The organism is Betaproteobacteria bacterium (assembly GCA_009377585.1).
Lineage (GTDB): Bacteria > Pseudomonadota > Gammaproteobacteria > Burkholderiales > WYBJ01 > WYBJ01.
The window spans coordinates 1-15,677 of record WHTS01000128.1; the positions used below are offsets into that span (position 1 = coordinate 1).

The 15,677-nt window shown below is 64.6% G+C and carries 15 protein-coding genes; 7 read left to right on the plus strand and 8 right to left on the minus strand.

Annotation, left to right across the window (positions count from 1 at the left end):
- A partial coding sequence (locus tag GEV05_26145) for an MFS transporter (protein ID MPZ46801.1) occupies nucleotides 1–1,047 on the minus strand: 1,047 nt, incomplete at its 3' end.
- Between the two features lie 109 nt (nucleotides 1,048–1,156).
- Here GEV05_26145 and GEV05_26150 point away from each other — a divergent pair.
- Nucleotides 1,157–2,062: a dienelactone hydrolase family protein gene (locus GEV05_26150; protein ID MPZ46802.1), complete on the plus strand. Its 906-nt coding sequence runs from the start codon at nucleotides 1,157–1,159 to the stop codon at nucleotides 2,060–2,062.
- A 188-nt stretch (nucleotides 2,063–2,250) separates the two neighbouring features.
- Nucleotides 2,251–3,450 (plus strand): MFS transporter, encoded by a 1,200-nt coding sequence (locus GEV05_26155; protein MPZ46803.1) that lies wholly within the window; start codon nucleotides 2,251–2,253, stop codon nucleotides 3,448–3,450.
- On the opposite strand, the gene GEV05_26160 is transcribed toward GEV05_26155, so the two are convergent.
- Nucleotides 3,451–4,266: a hypothetical protein gene (locus tag GEV05_26160; GenBank protein MPZ46804.1), complete on the minus strand. Its 816-nt coding sequence runs from the start codon at nucleotides 4,264–4,266 to the stop codon at nucleotides 3,451–3,453. It lies immediately after the preceding gene.
- Nucleotides 4,267–4,670: 404 nt separating this feature from the next.
- On the opposite strand from GEV05_26160, the gene GEV05_26165 reads away from it, so the two are divergent.
- Entirely contained in the window at nucleotides 4,671–6,074 is a 1,404-nt protein-coding gene (locus tag GEV05_26165; protein MPZ46805.1) for an MmgE/PrpD family protein, read from the plus strand.
- A 77-nt stretch (nucleotides 6,075–6,151) separates the two neighbouring features.
- Here the strand turns inward: GEV05_26165 and GEV05_26170 are convergent, their stop codons facing one another.
- Entirely contained in the window at nucleotides 6,152–7,498 is a 1,347-nt protein-coding gene (locus tag GEV05_26170) for a tripartite tricarboxylate transporter substrate binding protein (GenBank protein ID MPZ46806.1), read from the minus strand.
- On the opposite strand from GEV05_26170, the gene GEV05_26175 reads away from it, so the two are divergent.
- Entirely contained in the window at nucleotides 7,326–8,681 is a 1,356-nt protein-coding gene (locus GEV05_26175; protein MPZ46807.1) for a CoA transferase, read from the plus strand. The genes GEV05_26170 and GEV05_26175 overlap by 173 nt on opposite strands.
- 157 nt (nucleotides 8,682–8,838) lie before the next feature.
- Here GEV05_26175 and GEV05_26180 read toward each other — a convergent pair whose 3' ends face one another.
- Both GEV05_26180 and GEV05_26185 read right to left on the minus strand, forming a co-directional pair.
- Nucleotides 8,839–10,230 (minus strand): 3-oxoacid CoA-transferase subunit A, encoded by a 1,392-nt coding sequence (locus tag GEV05_26180; protein MPZ46808.1) that lies wholly within the window; start codon nucleotides 10,228–10,230, stop codon nucleotides 8,839–8,841.
- Between the two features lie 150 nt (nucleotides 10,231–10,380).
- A complete protein-coding gene (locus tag GEV05_26185; protein ID MPZ46809.1) occupies nucleotides 10,381–11,403 on the minus strand; it encodes an MBL fold metallo-hydrolase in 1,023 nt (340 codons plus the stop codon).
- 8 nt (nucleotides 11,404–11,411) lie between these two features.
- Between GEV05_26185 and GEV05_26190 the strand changes: the two genes are divergently transcribed.
- From GEV05_26190 to GEV05_26200, 3 genes are all read left to right on the plus strand, one after another.
- A complete protein-coding gene (locus GEV05_26190; protein MPZ46810.1) occupies nucleotides 11,412–11,738 on the plus strand; it encodes a hypothetical protein in 327 nt (108 codons plus the stop codon).
- Nucleotides 11,735–12,295 carry a hypothetical protein gene (locus GEV05_26195; protein MPZ46811.1) on the plus strand — a complete coding sequence of 187 codons (561 nt, stop codon included), beginning with the start codon at nucleotides 11,735–11,737 and terminating at the stop codon, nucleotides 12,293–12,295. The genes GEV05_26190 and GEV05_26195 overlap by 4 nt, the downstream gene beginning before the upstream one ends.
- Nucleotides 12,296–12,515: 220 nt before the next feature.
- Complete coding sequence (locus tag GEV05_26200; GenBank protein ID MPZ46812.1) at nucleotides 12,516–13,895, plus strand: CinA family nicotinamide mononucleotide deamidase-related protein; 1,380 nt, start codon at nucleotides 12,516–12,518, stop codon at nucleotides 13,893–13,895.
- A gap of 109 nt (nucleotides 13,896–14,004) precedes the next feature.
- Here GEV05_26200 and GEV05_26205 read toward each other — a convergent pair whose 3' ends face one another.
- The 3 genes from GEV05_26205 to GEV05_26215 form a co-directional block, all read right to left on the minus strand.
- The gene (locus GEV05_26205) at nucleotides 14,005–14,439 is read right to left on the minus strand and encodes a hypothetical protein (GenBank protein MPZ46813.1); all 435 of its coding nucleotides are present in this window, start codon (nucleotides 14,437–14,439) and stop codon (nucleotides 14,005–14,007) included.
- Between the two features lie 68 nt (nucleotides 14,440–14,507).
- Nucleotides 14,508–14,759 (minus strand): hypothetical protein, encoded by a 252-nt coding sequence (locus GEV05_26210; GenBank protein MPZ46814.1) that lies wholly within the window; start codon nucleotides 14,757–14,759, stop codon nucleotides 14,508–14,510.
- Nucleotides 14,689–15,120, minus strand: a complete 432-nt coding sequence (locus tag GEV05_26215; protein MPZ46815.1) for a hypothetical protein — start codon at nucleotides 15,118–15,120, stop codon at nucleotides 14,689–14,691. Before GEV05_26215 ends, GEV05_26210 begins: the two co-directional genes overlap by 71 nt.
- Nucleotides 15,121–15,677 lie beyond the last annotated feature (557 nt).

Here is a 15,677-nt window from a genome sequence, read left to right on the forward strand (position 1 = left end):
CCCGAACAGCGCGAGCGGCACCGCGCCGCGTACGATCGTGACCACGCCCTGCGACGCGCCGATGAGAAGCGTGAAGGCGATAATGATGGCGACCTGGCCGCTCGACAGGAATAGCAGGCCGAACGCGATCGGAACCACGCCGATCGCAATTCGGGCCACCGTGATGGCGTGCAGGTTGCGGCCGAACACGATTTCGACCACGCGTCCGCCGAACTGCGCGAAGCCTTTCATCGAGGCGATCCAGACGGCGGCCGCCGTGGCGAGCCCGGCGCCTTCGAGCAGCGGTACGAGCTGAACGCTGATGACGCCGAACACGAATGCGTTGAGCGACATCACCAGCGCGAACAGGACCATCGCCAGGGTGCGCGCGCGGCCTTCGAGCGGTGGGCCGTCCTTGGCGCGCGCCGGGTCTTCTGGGGGCGGGGCTCTATCCGCCGGCTCGCGCCGGGCGAGCCCGTACCAATTGAGCGGCAGGCACACCGCCAGGTTGATGGCGGCAAAGATCACCAGCGTCTCGCGCCAACCCACCGCTTCGTCCAGGAAATGCCCGATCACCCAGAATACGGTCGAGGCGAACGCGCCGAACAGCGTCAGATACGAAATGGCCTTCCGGCCACGCGAAGGCACCACCTGCACCAGTGCGGCAAACGCGGCGTCATAAAGGCACAGGCGCATGCCCACGCCGAGCAAGACCCAGACTGCGAGATAGGCTGCTTCGCTTCGCACCTGAGATAGTGCGACGAGCCCCGCAGATACGAGCAGCGTCCCGCCGGCCATCACGCCGCGTGCGCCGTGTCGGTCGATGGCGCGCCCGGTCCAGGTCGATACCAGGCCCATGGCGAGCAATGCCAGGGTGAAGCCGAAATAGATGAGGCTTCGCGACCAGCCCGTGTCGTCGGCGATCGGTCCGGCCAGGACGCCGAGGCAGTAGTAGCTGGTTCCCCACGCCGTGATCTGGGCAAGCCCCAAGGCAGTGACGGCGAACAGGAGCGGATCGCGCGCATGAGCGCCCTGCTGCGACACGTGCTGGGGGATCGGCGCGGCCATGACGGGTTGGTTTCGAGTGCATCGATCGTATCACGGGCTGCGCGACCGGCTCGCCCGGGATACACTGTGCGTCCCCTTACGGAGGAGTGAGGACATGACCGAGCAAGCGATGGCCGAGCAGGCAGTAGCCGAACCGCAAGGCGTGACCCAGATCGAGATCGATCAGCGCATCTTCGATCTTTACGACGAGTATTGTCACGGCGGGATCGACCGGCGGGAGTTCCTGCTTCGCGCCGCCGCGATCACGGTGGGCGGCCTGGTTATGGCGCAGGCATTGCTGCCGCGCTACGCGGCCGCGCATACCATCTCGTTCACCGACAAGCGCATCAAGGCGCAGTACGTCGACTATCCTTCATCCGGCGGCAGCTCGGGCCAGATGCGCGGCTACCTGGTGCAGCCGGCCGGGCAGGGGCCGTTCCCGGCGGTGTTGGTGATCCACGAGAATCGCGGGCTCAATCCCTACATCGAGGACGTGGCGCGGCGCGCGGCGGTGGAGGGCTTTCTCGCCCTGGCGCCCGATGGGCTTTTTCCGGTTGGCGGCTATCCCGGCAACGACGACGACGGCCGCAAGCTGCAGGCCGGCCTGGATCAATCCAAGCTGCGCACCGACATGCTGAGCAGCGCCCGCTTCGTCAAAGCGCACGCCCTGTCCAGCGGCAAGCTCGGCGTGACCGGCTTCTGCTGGGGCGGCAGCACGACCAATTACCTGGCCACCGCGCTCGGCGCGGACCTGCAGGCGGGCGTGCCTTTTTACGGCGCGGCGGCGGATACGGCGAGCGTGCCGAAGATCAAGGCCGCCCTTCTCATTCAGTACGCGGAGAACGACGAGCGCATCAATACCATGTGGCCCGCATACGAGAACGCCTTGAAGGCCGCGGGCGTCTCGTACGAAATGCACATGTATCCCGGCACCCAGCACGGCTTTCACAACAACTCGACCCCAAGCTATCAGGAGCCTTCGGCCAAGCTCGCCTGGGAGCGCACCGTCGCCTTCTTCAAGAAGCACCTCGCCTGAGCGAGCCGAGAGTAACCGGGGCGGGACCGCGTCTTCCGCTCGGAAAGCGCAGTCCGGTCCCGGCGGCCCGAACAGGGGGCGGGTCTTGCGTTTTGCATGCCCTCGAGACAACCGGATACAGCTCCTCCGTGTCCAGGGAGAGCGTGACGCAAAAAGCAAGGACCCATCGCGGCTTGGTCGGCTGAAGCATGCAGTCGCGTCTTTCCGCCAATCCGGACTTCTGGCGCCTGTGGTTCGTCGGCATGGTGGCGTTCGTCGTGCGCTGGCTGGAAATGCTGGCGCTCGGGCTGTACGCGTACCAGCTCACCGGTTCGGCTTTCGTGGTCGCGGTTCTGAGCATGCTGCGTGTGCTGCCGATGGGCCTGTTCGGCGCGTTCCTCGGCGCTGCCGCCGAGCGCATCGAGCGTCATAGCGCGCTTGTCCTCATGATCGCGATCTCGATCGCCGGCGCGTTGACGCTCGCCATCCTCGCCTCGTTCGACGCTCTGCGTATCTGGCATCTGGGGCTGGTGAGCTTCGTCAACGGCGTGTGCTGGGCCGCGGACAACCCGGTGCGGCGCATGATGATCGGCGACGTCGTCGGCCCCGAGCGCATGGGTACGGCGATGTCGATCGACGCCGGCACCAACAACGCGAGCCGGGTGCTGGGGCCTACGCTGAGTGGCGTGCTGCTCGCGCAGGCGGGTATTGCGGCCGTGTTCTGGCTCGGCGCCGCGCTCTATGCCCTGAGTCTTGTCGCCGCACTGAAGATTCGCGTGCGCAGCGGTCGCAGCGGGATTCAGCACGCGCCGTTTTTCGCCAGCATCCGGCAGGGTCTCGCCTGGGCACGCATCGATCGCCGCATCATCGGCGTGTTCCTCATCACGATCTGCTTCAACGTGTTCGGCTGGCCATTCACGAGCATGATTCCGGTGTTCGGCACCGATTACCTGCACCTCGGGCCCGAAGGGATCGGCCTGGTGGCGAGCTGTGAAGGCATCGGCGGCTTGATCGGCGCGCTGCTGGTCGCGTGGCTCGCGCGTCCCGAGTGGTACGGAAGGATCTATGTCGGTGCGGTGGTGAGCTACATCGTCATGGCGATCGCGTTCGCGCTGACATCCGTGGCCTCGGTAGCCGCGAGCGTGTTGCTGCTGAGCGGAACGCTGAGTACCGGCTTTGCCGTCATGCAGGCGACGCTGGTCTATCGCATCACGCCGCCGCCGATGCGGGCGCGGCTGCTGGGCGTGCTGTCGGTGTGCATCGGCACCAGCCCGATCGGCTTCCTCTACCTCGGCTGGCTCGCCGACCTGTTCGCACCGCGCGCGGCCACCGTGGCGCTGGGTGTGCAGGGGCTGCTTGTCTTGCTGCTTACGCGGCGCTATTGGCTGCCGGCGTTGCGCATGAGCTGACTACTCGATCTTGATGCCGGCGTCCTTGACCACCTTGGTCCACTTGCCGATCTCGTTGCCGATGAACTTGCGGAACTCGTCTGGCGTGCTGGCCACGACCTCGGCGCTTTCGGACTCGAAACGCTGCTTGATCGCGGGTTCTCGCATCGCCTTGACCGTCTCGGCATGCAGGCGGTCGACGGTCGCCTTGGGCGTGCCCTTGGGCGCCTGAATGCCGAACCAGGCGCTCGCGATGACGCCCGGCACGCCGGACTCGCTGATGGTCGGGGTATCCGGGAAGGCGAGCAGCTCGCCTGACATGTGCACCGGTGTGCCGACGCCGCCTGAGCCGAAGTTCAATGCGCCCGGCTTTGCCCGCGCCAGCGCGATCAGATCCTTCACCGAGCGCACAGGCAGGCTCGGGTGCACGACCATTCCCACGGGCACCCCGGTCACTTGCGTGATCGGCTGGAAGTCGCGCAGTGCATCGAAAGGCAGCTTCGGATAGAGCCCCGGAATGATGCCGAAGGTCGTATCGGTCATGTGCAGCGTGTACCCGTCCGGCGCCGCTTTGGCGACCAGATCCGTGCCGATAGTGGAGCCAGCACCCGAGCGGTTTTCGATGATGACCTGCTTGCCGAGCAATTCCGACAGCTTGGGGGTGAACAGGCGCGCGGTCGTGTCGGTGCCGCCGCCCGGAGGATACGAGACGATCAGCCGGATGGGCCGTTCGGGATAGGACTGGGCGCACGCCGCTCCGAATGCCATGAGCAGCGGCAATGCAATCGGAATACCGCGTTTCATCGTTTCTCCTCCCCGATGTTGTGCTTGTCCCATTGCCGCATTGTATCCACTTCCGGTCGCACGGCATGAAGTGGCAGAGCCGCTGCCGGCTGTGCGGCGTCCTGGGGCCGGACGACGTCAAGCTATGGGCCGAGGATGCGCAGGGTGCGGTGGTCATGGATGCCTTCGCCGAGCTCGCATGAAGACGCTTATCCGACAACGCCAGCAAGTGGCGGGAAGCACGCATGGGAGGGTTCGGGCAGGTGATCGAATCGGAGCTGCAGCGCTGGGGCAAGCTGATTCGCAAAGCCCGGATTAAAATCGAGCGGCAGTTGCGCCTGCGGCAGGCCTACGAAAGCAGTAACCGTCATTCCCGCAAACGCGTCGGTGGGTGACATTTGCTCTCGGTCGCGTCAAGATCGCACGTCGTGCCGAATTCGAGGACAGGAGAGAAGCGAATGACCGTTGCCGCCGAACTGGCGCAGCGCATCGTGGCGATGCGCTACGAGGACTTGCCGCCGGAAGCGGTGCAATGGGCGAAAGTGTCGATTATCGACACGATCGGCTGCGCGCTGGCCGCGGTGGACGAGGATGCGCCGCGCATTGCCGAGCGCGTGCTGACTGGAGGCTCGTACGACGGACCGAGTCTCGTGTGGGGAACGCGCAAGCGCGCTCGCGTGCTGGATGCCGCCGTGATCAACGGCACCGCGGCCCACGCGCTCGACTACGACGACGTCGGCGGCTCGATCGGGGGGCATCCCTCGATTCCGATTCTGCCGGGCATCGTCGCGCTGGGCGAAGCGCTGGGCGTATCGGGGCGCGATCTGGTGGCTGCCTTCATCGCCGGCTGGGAGACCGAGGCGCGCATCGGCCACGCGGTGAACATGCATCACTACGAGAAGGGCTGGCATCCGACCGCCACGCTCGGCGTGTTCGGTGGTACGGCGGGTGCTGCGAAATTGCTCGGACTCGACGCAGAGCGCACGGCCACGGCGCTCGCCATCGCGGTCTCGCTCGCCGCGGGCGTCAAGTCCAACTTCGGCTCGATGACCAAGCCGCTGCACGCCGGTCAGTCGACGCGCCACGGCGTGTATGCGGCAATGCTCGCCAAGGAAGGCTTCACTGCGCAGGCCGAAGCGTTCGAGCACCCGCAGGGCTTCTTCGAAGTCTTCAACGGCGCGGGAAGCTACGACCCGGGCCGCATCTTCGAGCGCTGGGCCGATCCGCTCGACATCCTCGATCCGGGCGTGGGGCTGAAGCAATACCCGTGCTGCGCCAGCACGCATTCGGCGATCGATGCGACGCTCCTGCTGCGCGAGAAGCACGGCCTTACGCCCGAGCGGATTGCGAAGATCGAGTCGATCACCCATGCGCGCGCGCTGGCGCATACGAATCGGCCGGACCCGAAGAGCACCTTGGACGCGAAGTTCAGCGTGCAGTACTGCATCGCCCGGGCGCTGCTGCACGGCGAGGTGACGTTCGCGCATTTCGAGGGCGAGAGCTATCGCGACCCGCAGGTGCGCGCGCTGTTGTCGCGCATCGAAGCGCGCCCGCACGCGCATCAGCCGAAAGGCCAAGGCATGGAAGAGCACTTCGAGTGCGACCTGAACGTCACGACGCGCGACGGCAAGCGCTTGTCCGCGCATGTCGACCAGCCGCTGCGCGGGCCGAAGAACCTTACGCCGCCGGATCGCCTGCGGGCGAAGTTCCACGACTGTGCGGCGCGGGCGCTGCACGCCGATGCCGTCGGGCGCGTCTACGAGGCTATCGGCAGGATCGAAACCTGTGCCGATCTGCGCGATCTTACGCGGCTGCTGGCCGATTCGGCGAAGAGCGCAGAGCGCAAGCAAGCGGCGGCCTAGCCGAGCTGGCGGCGCATTGCCTTAGCGCCGAGCGCGCCGCGCAGATCGCCGAGCGCGTCGCGCAGATCTTCGAGCCGTTATTCCTTCTTCATCCCGGCTTCCTGCGCGACTTTGGCCCACTTGGCGATGTCCTGCGGCACGAATGTGCGCATCTCGGCCGGTGTGCGGATCGCGATTTCGGCGCCGTCGGTCGCGAGCCGCTTCTGCGTTTCGGGCAGCTTCTGGATGGTCGCGATCTCGCTGTTGAGCTTGGTGAGGATCGCCTGCGGCGTGCCCGAACGCAGGCCCCAGGCCCACCAGATCGAGGCCTGATAGCTCGGCATTCCGGCTTCGGCCGTGGTGGGAACATCGGGGAATACCGGCGAGCGCTTGTCGGCTGCGATTGCGAGCGCGCGCACCTTGCCCGAGCGCACGAACGCGCCTCCGGTCGGGATGGTGGCGATCGCGAGGTGCGCCTGCCCGGAGATCACATCGACGAGCGCCGGCGCGCCGCCCTTGTAGAGCGCGATGACGCCGTCGAACCCGGCCTGGCTGCGGAACATCGCCGATACGAAATGCATGAAGCCGCCGGCCGATGCGATGGTGATGTAGTTCGGCTTCGATCTTGCCAGTGCGACCAGCTCCTGCAGCGATTTCACCGGCATCGAGGCGTTCACCGTGACGAGCACCGGGCCCGAGCCGAGCATCGTGGCCCAGTCGAAATCCTTGATCGGGTCGTAGGGCATCTTGAACACCGCCGGGTTCATCGTGAAGGCGGTGGACGTCATGAGCATGGTATGGCCGTCGGGATTCGATTTGGCCACCATGTCGGTGCCGATCATGCCTTGCGCGCCGGGACGATTGTCGACCACGACCTGTTGGCCGAGGCGCTCGGCGAGCTTGGCCCCGAAGTAGCGCGCCAGAATGTCGTTGCTGCCCCCGGGTGCTTGCGGAACGATGAGGCGGATCGGCTTGGCGGGATAGACCGGCGAATTCGCCGCCTGTGCATGTTGTGGTAGTGCCGCGGCGAGAGCTGCTGCGCAGGCGACGATATGGACTGCGTACTTCGGCCTCATCGTGATTTCCTCCGGCAGTGTGAACGGGCCCAATCGGCGCCGCCAGCCTACACCGAACCGGACAGCGTCACAACGATGCGACGTGGGTCGGTGCCGGCCCGAGCGTGCCTCGCTTCGCGAGGGTCCTCGCGGCGCGCTCTGTGCTATCTTTTCGAGCAGGATTTCTTCCTGCAATGCTCGAATATCCGCTGCAGTCATGCTGCCGCAAGCGAAGCCCGGCAAGAAGCGCAGCGGCGGATACCGATCGTGCGGGAATTTCACTCGGGAGTTCGAAGATGGCGGGATACGAGGATGCGCGATGAGCAATGAGACGACACACAAGCAACGCTTGCCACTGGAGGGCATTCGTGTCCTGGAGCTGAGCCACATCGTCGCCGGCCCGAGCGGCGGGATGATCCTCGCCGACCTGGGCGCCGACGTGATCAAGATCGAGCACCCGGACAGCGGCGACACCAGCCGCGGCAGCGGCAACAACGGGGCGACCTTCTTCACCTACAACCGCAACAAGAAGTACCTCGCGCTCGATCTGCGGCAGGCGAAGGGCAAGGCGATCTTCGAGCGCCTGGTGAAGAACGCCGACGTGGTCTTCAACAATTTCGCGCCGGGCGCGCTCGATCGCCTGGGTCTCGGCTACGAGTGGGGACGCCGAATCAATCCACGCATCATCTATTGCGCGGTGAAAGGATTTCTTCCGGGGCCTTTCGGCGACCGGCCTTATCTCGACGAGCTCGCGCAGATGGCGGGAGGGCTCGCGTTCCTGACCGGTTTGAAGGATCTGCCGTTGCGCGCCGGGGCGTCGGTGACCGATATCGGCGCCGCGACCTATGGGGCACTCGCCGTGGTCGCGTCGCTTTTCAGGCGCCACAGCACCGGCATCGGCGAGTCGATCGAAGCCGGCTTGTACGAAACCGTCGTGTTCTGGGTGGGGCAGGCGATCACCACGGCGCAGATGACCGGCAAGGACGCCATGCCGCGTGGCGAGCGTACGAGCAGCGGGATGGACGACAAGATGGGCTGGGGCGTCTACCGCCTGTTCCCGACCAAGGATGGCTCGCAGGTGTTCATCGCGGTCACCGGCAACCGGCACTGGGCGGCGTTGTGCGACTTGCTGGGCTTCGACGACTGGAGGGATTCGACGGAGTTCAACACCAACCGCAAACGCTCGGCACAGAAAGGGCGGCTCGCCGAGCGCATCAAGGCAGCGGTGCTGCAATACGATTTCGCCGACATCACGCGCAAGCTCGGCGAGCAACGCATTCCTTATGCGCCGGTCAATACGCCGATGACGCTTCTGAGCGAACAGCACCTCAACGAAGCCCGGCGCTGGCTCGGGCTGGACGTCGGCGGGCACAAGCTCAAAGTATCGAAGCTGCCGATCGCGATGAGCGAGACGCAGGACTTCGAAGTGCGCGAGCAGCCCGGAACGATCGGCAATCATACCGACGCGATTCTGGCCGAGATCGGCTACTCGGCGGCCGAGATCGAAGCGTTCAAGGCCGAAAAAGTCGTGGCCGCGACCGGTACGATGCTTACCGATCTGCCGGGGGAGTAAGCACCTCGCGGATCGCCGTCATTCCCGCGGCCGCGGGAATCCAGATCTCCGGGTTCGCGTTTTCATGAGAACGACAAACTTCGTCGCTCCCGCGCAGGCGGGAGCCCAGAGAATTCGACAAGATCCTGGATTCCCGTTTACACGGGAATGACTTTCTTCAGGCCATCGTCCCGACCTTTTCCGCCGGCACCATATCCATTTCGGCGAGCGCCATCACCTCCTGCGCGGTGAAGCCGGGCGCGACTTCCTCCAGCACGAAGCGCCCGTCCACCCAGTGCAGCAGCGCGAGGTCGGTGACCACGTAGTCGACGCAGCCCTCACCCGTCAGCGGATAGGCGCACTTGCGCTTGAGCTTCGGGCGCCCCTTGCTGTCGCAATGCTCCATCACGATGATGAGTTGCTTGGCACCCGAGATGAGGTCCATCGCACCGCCGATGCCGCCGTGGCGCGCGTCGCTCGTGCTCCAGTTGGCGACATTGGCGTACTGATCGACCTCGTAAGCACCGAGGATCACGCTGTCGATCTTGCCCCCGCGCGCCATTTCGAACGAGCTCACGCTGTCGAAGAACGAGGCGCCGGGGTTCAGCGCCACGAACTGGCCGCTCGCGTTGTAGATGTCCAGATCGATGTCGTCGCCCGAGACCATCTTGCCGTAGCCGAGCACGCCGTTCTCGGCGTGCAGGATCACGTCCCGGCCTTCGAGGAAATTCGACACCTGGGTCGGGATGCCGGTGCCGAGATTGACGTAGCTGCCTTCTTTGACCAGCCCCGCGGCGCGCTTGCCGATACCGGCGCGGGTGAGGGCGGGCTTGCCGTTGTAATTCTTCGCCGTGTCCGGCGCTCGGCGCGGTGTGCGCCGCAGCGCCTCGGTGTCCATCGGCACGGTGGCCTTCACCACGCGCGAGACGAAGATGCCGGGCAAGTTGATGAGCTCAGGCGCGATGGTCCCGGTGTCGACAATCTCGTCCACCTCTACGATGGCGAATCGCGCCGCCTTGGCGAAGCTCGGATTGAAGTTGAGGCTGCCGCCGCGGAACTGGACGTTCCCGACCCGATCGGCCCGATAGCCGCGTAACAGCGCGTAGTCAACCTGTATGCCGCTTTCGAGGACGTATTGCTTGCCGCCGAACTCGCGGATCTCCTTGCCCTCGGTGAGCAGGGTCCCGACGCTCGTGGGCGTATAGAAAGCCGGAATGCCCGAGCCGCCCGCGCGGCAGCGCTCGACCAGCGTGCCTTGCGGCACCAGCTCGACCTCCATGGTGCCGGCCGATATCTGCTCCTCGCTGGCGGTCGGGATGCCGGGGCGCACCGAGAAGGCGGCGATGAGCTTCTTCACCTGCTTGTTCTCGGCCAGGATCTGGCCGCGGATCTCGCCCGGGCCCCCGAGCGAGTTGCACACCAACGTCAGGTTCTTCGTGCCCTTATCGCGCAGCGCGAGCAGCAGGCTCGAGGCGAAGCGATGGCCGACGCTGAAACCCGCAACCGCGATCGTGGCGCCGTCGGGAATGTCCGCAACCGCCTGTTCCGGTGATGCAACTACCTTATCCATGCTGGCTTCCTCCTGGCGCGAGCACGGCCGTGCCCTCGGGGGAACTTAGCAACCTCGGCTGGGCGCGTCAACGTCGGCCGCGCGTGGCGAAAGTGTTCGCATCTGCCCGAAGCGGCACTGCGTAAGGCGAATCCACTCAGACCCGCTTCATCACGCCGGCCAGATCTGCTTGCCCGTGAGATAGTCGTACAGGTTGGCGACGTTGCGCTTCATGACGCCAGGCGCCATGCCATCCTGACCGACGTCCATCGGATAGCGCTCGGTCAGGTCGGTCAGCTTTTCAATCGCCTCGTCCTTGGTCATGCCGCGGTCGATGGCGCTTTGCACGTAAGCCTTCCATTCCTGGATGAACGCGCCCTGCTCGGGCAGGTAGTCCTTGCCGCAGATCGGGCCGTGACCCGGCACGAAGACCTCCTCGTCGAGCTTGCGCAGCGATTCGAGCGAGTCGAGCCATAAATCCGGATTGGCCTCCTGCAGCCACGTGTGGCACTTGCAGAAGATGTTGTCGCTGGTGAAGGCGACGCCTTCCTCCTTGATGCAGATCGCGGTCTGGTAGGCGGTATGGCCCGGCATCGGGATCAGCTCGAAAGTATGGTTTCCCACGTGCAGCTTCATGCCGCGCTCGAAGGTGATCGCCGGCGCGTTCGGAACATAGCCCTTCAGCAATTCGGGCTCTTCCGGGCCGAAGGTTGCCACGCGCGCGACGTGTTCCGCCATGTCGGTCTCGTCGAGAATGCGCCGCCGGATGCCTTCGTGCGCGATGACCGGCGCATCGAAAAAGGCGTTGCCGGTCCAATGATCGCCGTGCGGCTCGGTGTTGAGGATGTAGCGCACCGGTCCGTGTTTCGCGATGGCCGCCTTGAGCTTCAGCGCATCGCTCGGCTTGTGCGGGCTGTCGATCATCACCACGCCGTCCGAGGTGGTGACGAAGCCGTGGTTGCAGCCGCGGATCTCGGTTTCGACGTAGAGGTTGCGCGTCAGTTGCTTCATTGGAAATTCTCCTCTGGATCGGAAATCTGTCCCCCTTCGATTCGGCAGAGAGGCTGGCTCGGGAATCTGCTCCCCCTCTTCCACATCAGGGCAGCTGGGTCGGAAATCTGCTCCCCTCTCCCCCCGGGAGAGGGGCAGGGGGTGAGGGAAGCATACGACACGCGGCGAGGCGATGACGATCATGTTCGCCCATGCGTTATTCTTGCATTCTTCTCACCCGCGCAGGAGGTCACATCGCAATGACGTTGCCGAAAACGACCGTACGATTGGCTGCTGTCGCCCTCATCGTCGCGAGTGGGTCTTCGCCGGCCATGGCCGCAGACTTCCCTGTGCGCCCAGTCCGCATGGTGGTCCCGATCGGTCCGGGCAGCAGCATGGACATCACCGCGCGGCTGCTGGGTCAGAAGCTCAACGAGCTGTGGGAGCGGCCGGTCGTCATGGACAATCGTCCCGGTGCCGGCAGCAGCGTGGGCGCTGAAGTCGTCGCGCGGGCCGCCGCCGACGGGCTACACGCTTGAAGGATCTCATCGCGGCGGCGAAAGCGAAGCCAGGCAGTCAAAGCTGGGGCTCGGGCGGTGGGATCGGCAGCTCGGATCACCTGGTCGGTGAGCTGCTGATGCTGCTTGCACATGTCAAGCTGCTGCACGTCCCTTACAAGAGCGGTCCGCAAGCCGTCAACGGCCTGCTCGGGGGCGAGACGACTTTCTACTTCGGCGGCATACCGGTGCAGCTTCCGCTCATTCGTGCCGGCAAGCTCAAGGCGCTGGCAACGAGCGGCGCCCAGCGTTCGCCGCACCTGCCCGACGTGCCCACGCTTGCCGAGGCGGGCGTGCCGGGCTACGAGGTCGATGTCTGGTACGGCTTGTTCGCGCCCAAGGGAACGTCGCCCGCGCTGGTTGCGAAACTCTCGGCCGACGCACGCCGCGTCCTGCTCGACAAGGCGAACCGGGGCAAGTTCGACGGTCTGGGCGTCGATCCGATCGGCGGCAGCCCGGCGGAGTTCAAGGGCCTGCTGGAGCGCGAAGCCGTCAAGTGGTCGAAGGTAGTGAGCGCTGCCGGGATCGTGGCACAGTAGGGCGGCACCTTGTTCGAGACGAATCGATCGCGGGAACGACATGACGGCCAGACGCTGCACGTCAACGGCGGCAGGATGATGTATTGAGGTCTCACCCGACAGAGCGCGCGGCGCGCAGGCGCTACCTGCCCAATCGCGAGCGCACCGGCATCGATTGCCGCAATGGGATCGCGCATCGTCTGTCCGCGATTCCACCAGAAGCGACCGCGGCGCCGAAGCATTGACGCAGTCAATGGGCAGCCGCGCCGAGTCGATTCACCGCGCTGCACGCGGGGCGTATGATCCGCACATACGAGTGCGAGGACACGGCATGCGAATCGAAGTGATCTGCACCGGCGACGAGGTGCTCACCGGCAAGATCGTCAATACCAATTTCACCTACATCACGCAGAAGCTGGAGGACGTCGGCCTGTCGGTCGTGTGGGAGACCACGATCGGCGACGACCGCAACGAGCTGCTGCTCGCGTTCCAGCTCGCGGCAAGCCGCGCCGACGCGGTGATCGTGAACGGCGGCCTGGGCCCGACGGTGGACGACCTGTCGCAGGAGATCGCGGCCCGCGCAGCCGGCGTGGAGCTGTGCCTGAGCGAGGAATGGATGGAGCGCATGGAAGCGTTCTTCCGCCGCCGCTCGCGTGTGATGCCCCCCAACAACCGCAAGCAGGCGATGCTGCCCGCGGGGTCGGAGGTTCTGGACAATCCCGTCGGCACGGCGTGCGGCTTTGCCGTCGACATCGGCCGTGCGCGTTTCTTCTTCACGCCCGGCGTGCCGCGCGAGCTGCGGCGCATGCTGGAGGAGCAGATCGTCCCGCGGCTGCTCGCCAAGTCGGGCCTGCAGTCGGCGATTTTCCTCAAGCGTTTTCATTCCTATGGCATCGGCGAATCGCATGCCGATGCGTTGCTTGCAGGCATCGAGGAGATCGATCCGGATCGCAGCGTGAAGCTCGGCTTCCGTGCCCACTATCCGCAGCTGGAAACGAAGCTGACCGTGCGCGGCAAGGACAAGGAGGACGTGCGCCGCAGGCTCGAGCCGGTCGAGCGCGAAGTGCGCCGGCGCTTCGGCAACTTCATCCTGGCCGAGGACGATCAGACCCTGGAGCGCGTGGTGCTGGACGCCCTGGTTGCTCGCGGCGCGAGCCTGTCGATCGTGGAGATGTTCACCAGCGGGCAGATCGCGATGCGCCTGGTGCCGCTTGCCGGCGCCGAGGCCGTCGTGCGGCGCGGGGTCGTTTCACTGGCCCTGCCGCAGATCGCCGGGAGCATCGGACTGCCGCAGGAGGCGTTCGCCGGCGGTATCACCCGGCAGAGCGCGGAAGCGGCGGCCGAGGCGGCTCGTGCCCAAACCGGTTCGAGCCACGCGCTGGCGGTGCTGACCGATCTCGACGAAGGCACCGATCGCATCGACTTCGGCGCTTCGATCTGTCTTGCGATCGCAGCGGAGGCAGGCACGGTTTCCCGGCGCAGCCGTATCGTCGGCGGCCGCGACTGGGTTCGTCTTGGCGCAGTCGAGCTCGGGCTCGACTGCCTGCGCCGCTACCTGCAGGGCTTGCCCATCGACGAGCGCATCGATTTCGAGAAAGTCGAAGCGCCCGCCGGACGCTGATCCCCCTCGCCGGGGGTCAGGCGGGGTCAGGTCTTGCCTGTTGCGTTTTGCGTGTCGCAGGCAATAGGCAAGTAAGACCTGCAACATGCAAGACCTGACCCCGATGGGTTCAGCGCAGGTTTGCCTGGGCAGTCGTGCCGAGGGGCACGGCGTCCTCGACATGCTCGTTCACGAAATTGAACTCGAGCTTGGTACCGACCGGGTCGTACAGGAAAACCTGGTAGCCCGCGTTCTCGATGTTCTGTTCCTCGAACTCGACGTCCAGCCTCTTCAAGCGTTTGCGGAAGTCGGCGGCGCCGGAGGCCTTGAAGGCGATGTGGTCCATCGATCCGCTGTGATGGTCTTTCACGAACGAGCCCTTGGGAAAGCGTGCGCCGACGTGCAGGATCGGCTCGTCGCCATCGTAGAGCCAGATGCCGGGGCCTACGAAATTGGGCCGATTGCCTTTCTTGAGCCCGATCACCTCGCCGTAGAACTTCTCGATTGCCGGCAGATCGGCTTCCGAGCAACGGATATTGAAGTGCAGGAATCCCTCGAATTTCATAACAACCCCTAAAAGTAATTAAGGATCAGCTACTTACAGTGGTGTATCAAAATAGTATCAATATAGTGTCAAAATGATACTGCTGGAATTTCTGTTTCGATCCAGGGTTTGGCGTGGCCTTCAAGATACAACAAAGTCTGATTCGGGTCCGTGTGACCGAGCAACGTCTGCGGGTTGATGCCTCGATTCTTATACAGCCTGGCACCGAGCGCGCGTATCTCGTGGAAGGTGGGTGAGGTCTCGTCGCGCTCACCGATATGCCGCTCCCACAGGTCGGCAAAGGTATTGGTCAGCCGAGAAGTGGTGGTGGCTGGTTTCACCCGATGAATCGTGAAGGCGGCTCGCATGGGCTTCTTGATGAGCCACTGCCAATGTTCCTCGTCGGTAGCGCGGCCGGCAACCAGTGGCCTCCATTGGACTCTCCACGTACTTGATGCTCAGGCGCATCCCGGTCTTGATCTGCTGGACCCATAGTCGGCTATCGAACGACTCCATGCCTTCTTCAATGGCCCGGTCCAGATCGATGTAGAACAGACTGAACCGAACGACCACGGTTTCTTCTGCGTCGTCGTCCAGCGCTACAACATCACCATCGATCTCGTAATTCAGTTCGATCGGCTCGCTCTCCTTTGATACGGCTGCCTCACCATTCCAACGCAACACCAAGATGGGATCTTCCATTCTGTCTCCGAGGGAAGAAGCGACACAGCCGGCCTCGAGAGCGAGCCCGACGTTCACGGTCGCTGGTAAGGGCAGTATAGTCAGCGACGCAGAAGTGACATTGGTGCGGCGAGCAGGATTTTTTGCGTTGCACAATCCGAAAGAGCCGCGCAAGAAAGCGGGGCCACGGTATCCGGACCGAATGGGAAATGGGGGCGACGCGGTGCAATCGCGGAGGCCGCCCAAATGTGACCAACGAATGTTTGGCTCGCTCGCCATGGTGATATTCGGCTACGGATGCATGAAAGGCGGCCGGAGGGTGGATGGTCTTAGAAGAGAAACTGCAATGGTCAGGGGCCTCGCGCCTAATCCTGGCGGCCAGGAAGTCGAATCCTTATACTTGGCTTCGCGAATCATGATCGATACCTTCGAGGTGTTGAGGCAATACCTCTGCGACTGGTTCAATCGAACGCGCTTTCACGGCGGTAAACGGGGGTCGAATCCTCGTGGGGACGCCACTAGAAATTGACCGGTAAATCAATAAGATACGTGAGAATTTCCCAGCTTTCCCGTTTAGT